This is a genomic window from Erwinia sp. (assembly GCF_031978025.1).
Taxonomy (GTDB): domain Bacteria; phylum Pseudomonadota; class Gammaproteobacteria; order Enterobacterales; family Enterobacteriaceae; genus Erwinia.
On sequence record NZ_DALZCD010000375.1, the window covers coordinates 1 to 3211 of the forward strand.

Consider the following 3211-nt stretch of genomic DNA (forward strand, 5'->3'; position numbering starts at 1 on the left):
ATCCCGGCGGGTGCCGAGATGATTGATAACCCCATTGGCACCGCCTGCGGTTTTGCAATGAAACTTAACCGCTGCTGGATCTTCTTCACGCCTGGCGTGCCGTCGGAATATAAAAAAATGGTCGAGGAGCAAATTCTGCCTCGTCTTAAAGCCCGCTTTCCGGTTTCAGACCCGCCGGTCTGCCTACGCCTGACGACCTTTGGCCGCGGCGAAAGCGATCTGGCATCAGAAATCGAGCCGCTGCCGCTGCCGGAAGGGGTGGTGATGGGCTATCGCGCCTCCATGCCGATTATTGAGTTAAAACTGAATGGCCCAACCTCAAAACTGCCTGAAATGGAGCAGTTCTGGCAGCAGGTACGTGATATCGCCGGTGAAAGCACTCTCTTTGAGGGCACGGAAGGGCTGCCTGCACAGCTCTCCCGCCGCCTGCAAGAACAGCACCATCAGCTGGCGATAAGCGAACAGTTCACCGCCGGACTGGTGCAATATCAGCTCGCCTCGGTACAGGCCCCGCTGGCGGCAGGCAATGTGCTGCCAGCGCAGGATGAAAGCCTGGCTGAACTGATGCAGCGTGCGAAACAGCTGGCCGAAGCCGGTAAGGCCAGCCTGGCGCTGGTGGTGGGGGCCGAAAAAGATCATCACCTTGGTTTTGCCCTTTACACGCCGCAGGGCTGCTGGAGCCAGCGCGTGAAGTTCAGCAATAACCGACATGGGCTGAAGGCGCGTCAGGACGTGGTGGCCATGATGGCGCTGAATATGCTCAGGCGTTGGATGGAGGGGCTGGACGTTTCAGGTGGCCACGGCTGGATTGAGGTGGTGGAAACGCAGCAAGGCTGAAAAAAAACCGCGCCGAAGGGCGCGGTCAGTGGACGAACGGCTAAAGGTGCAGGATTTCGATTTCAATATCTCCCCTGGCCTTGCAGCAGCACGGCAGGATTTCTCCCGGCTGTACAAAGGCCAGCGGCTGCTCCGCATAGCTGACTTCACCTTTTACCAGGCGCATACGGCAGGAGCCGCAGTAGCCTTCACGGCACTGGAATTCCACCTGATAGTGATGGGCTTCCAGCGTCGCCAGTAAGTTGGGGTGATCCTCAGCGCATTCCAGGCGTGTGCCGCAGGCGCTGAGGGTAACGTACCTCCGCATATTACAGCTGGAAGTCGTCGAAGTCGTTTTCGCCTACTTCGGAATCGATCTGGCCAACCAGATAGGAGCTGACTTCCACTTCCTGCGGTGCGACCTGAACGTTATCCGAAACCAACCAGGAGTTGATCCACGGGATAGGGTTAGAGCGGGTTTTAAACGGCAGCTCCAGCCCAACCGCGTTCATGCGAATATTAGTAATATATTCAATGTATTGGCAAAGAATATCTTTGTTCAGGCCAATCATTGAACCATCGCGGAACAGATATTCTGCCCACTCTTTCTCTTGCTGCGCGGCCAGCACAAACAGGTCGTAGCACTCCTGCTGGCACTCTTTAGCAATTTCCGCCATTTCAGGATCGTCTTCGCCGCTTCTCAGCAGGTTCAGCATGTGCTGGGTACCGGTCAGGTGCAGCGCTTCATCACGGGCAATCAGCTTGATAATCTTCGCATTGCCTTCCATCAGTTCACGCTCGGCAAACGCAAAAGAACAGGCAAAACTGACGTAGAAGCGGATAGCTTCCAGCGCGTTAACGCTCATCAGGCAGATATAGAGCTGCTTTTTCAGCTCCCTGAGGTTAACGGTAACGGTTTTGCCGTTGACCTGATGCGTGCCTTCACCCAGCAGATGCCAGTAATTGGTCATCTCGATCAGGTTGTCGTAATAGCCGGAAATATCTTTGGCGCGCGACAGAATCTGCTCGTTGGTCACAATGTCATCAAACACGACCGCCGGATCGTTAACGATATTACGGATAATATGCGTGTAAGAGCGTGAGTGAATGGTTTCGGAAAACGCCCAGGTTTCAATCCAGGTTTCCAGCTCGGGGATCGAAATCAACGGCAGCAGCGCCACATTCGGGCTACGTCCCTGAATAGAATCCAGCAGCGTCTGGTACTTCAGGTTGCTGATAAAGATGTGCTTTTCGTGATCGGGCAGGCTCTGGTAGTCGATGCGGTCGCGCGACACGTCCACCTCTTCCGGACGCCAGAAAAAGGAGAGCTGCTTTTCGATCAGCTTTTCAAAAATGCCGTATTTCTGCTGGTCGTAGCGGGCGACGTTAACCGGCTGGCCGAAAAACATCGGTTCGTTCAGCTGGTCGTTTTTATTTTGCGAGAACGTGGTGTAAGCCATGACATTATCCAGTGAGGAAGGGCAGGGAAAACCCCGCCCGACATAAAATCAGGGGGCGAAGCTCGCCCCGCTTTGGTTAAATTTTGCAGGCGCCGCTTTCACAGCCGTCATCCTGAATGGAAGGCGCCAGGTCATCCTGAGCATCTTCCGCGCCGTCGCGAGTGTTCTGGTAGTAAAGCGTTTTCACGCCAAATTTATAGGCAGTCAGCAGATCTTTCAGCAGCTGTTTCATCGGTACGCGGCCGTTCGCAAAGCGGGTCGGATCGTAGTTGGTATTCGATGAAATCGCCTGGTCGATAAATTTCTGCATCAGGCCAACCAGCTGCAAATAACCGTCGTTGTTCGGCATTTCCCACAGCAGTTCGTACTGATCTTTCAGACGCTCGTACTCCGGCACCACCTGACGCAGAATGCCATCTTTAGAAGCCTTGATACTGATATGGCCACGTGGTGGCTCAATGCCGTTGGTGGCGTTAGAGATCTGCGAAGAGGTCTCTGACGGCATCAGCGCGGACAGCGTGGAGTTGCGCAGGCCGTGCGTTTTAATCGATTCACGCAGCGCTTCCCAGTCCAGATGCAGCGGCTCGTTGCTGATCGCATCCAGATCTTTCTTATAGGTGTCAATCGGCATAATGCCCTGCGCATAGGTGGTTTCATTGAACCACGGGCAGGCGCCTTGCTCCTGCGCCAGCTCGTTAGAGGCTTTCAGCAGGTAGTACTGAATGGCTTCAAACGTTTTGTGCGTCAGGTTGTTAGCGCTGCCGTCAGAGTAGCGCACGCCGTGCTTCGCCAGATAATAAGCAAAGTTGATCACGCCGATACCCAGCGTACGACGGCCCATTGCGCCACGTTTGGCGGCCGGGATCGGGTAATCCTGATAGTCCAGCAGCGCATCCAACGCGCGTACTGCCAGCGTGGCCAGCTCCTGCAAATCG

General features: G+C 55.0%; 3 protein-coding genes and 1 pseudogene. 1 reads left to right on the forward strand and 3 read right to left on the reverse strand.

Annotated features, from left to right (window positions below; all coding sequences use genetic code 11):
* Positions 1-837 (forward strand): competence/damage-inducible protein A (locus RTK32_RS20450; protein WP_312047161.1); only part of this gene is annotated, 837 nt, incomplete at its 5' end.
* Positions 838-877: 40 nt separating this feature from the next.
* Here RTK32_RS20450 and yfaE read toward each other — a convergent pair.
* The 3 genes and pseudogenes from yfaE to RTK32_RS20465 form a co-directional block, all read right to left on the reverse strand.
* Positions 878-1144 (reverse strand): class I ribonucleotide reductase maintenance protein YfaE, encoded by a 267-nt coding sequence (yfaE, locus tag RTK32_RS20455; RefSeq protein WP_312047163.1) that lies wholly within the window; start codon positions 1142-1144, stop codon positions 878-880.
* Between the two features lies 1 nt (position 1145).
* Positions 1146-2276 (reverse strand): class Ia ribonucleoside-diphosphate reductase subunit beta, encoded by a 1131-nt coding sequence (nrdB, locus tag RTK32_RS20460; RefSeq protein WP_312047164.1) that lies wholly within the window; start codon positions 2274-2276, stop codon positions 1146-1148.
* 76 nt (positions 2277-2352) lie between these two features.
* A pseudogene (locus RTK32_RS20465) lies at positions 2353-3211 on the reverse strand (ribonucleotide-diphosphate reductase subunit alpha); the annotation flags it as partial.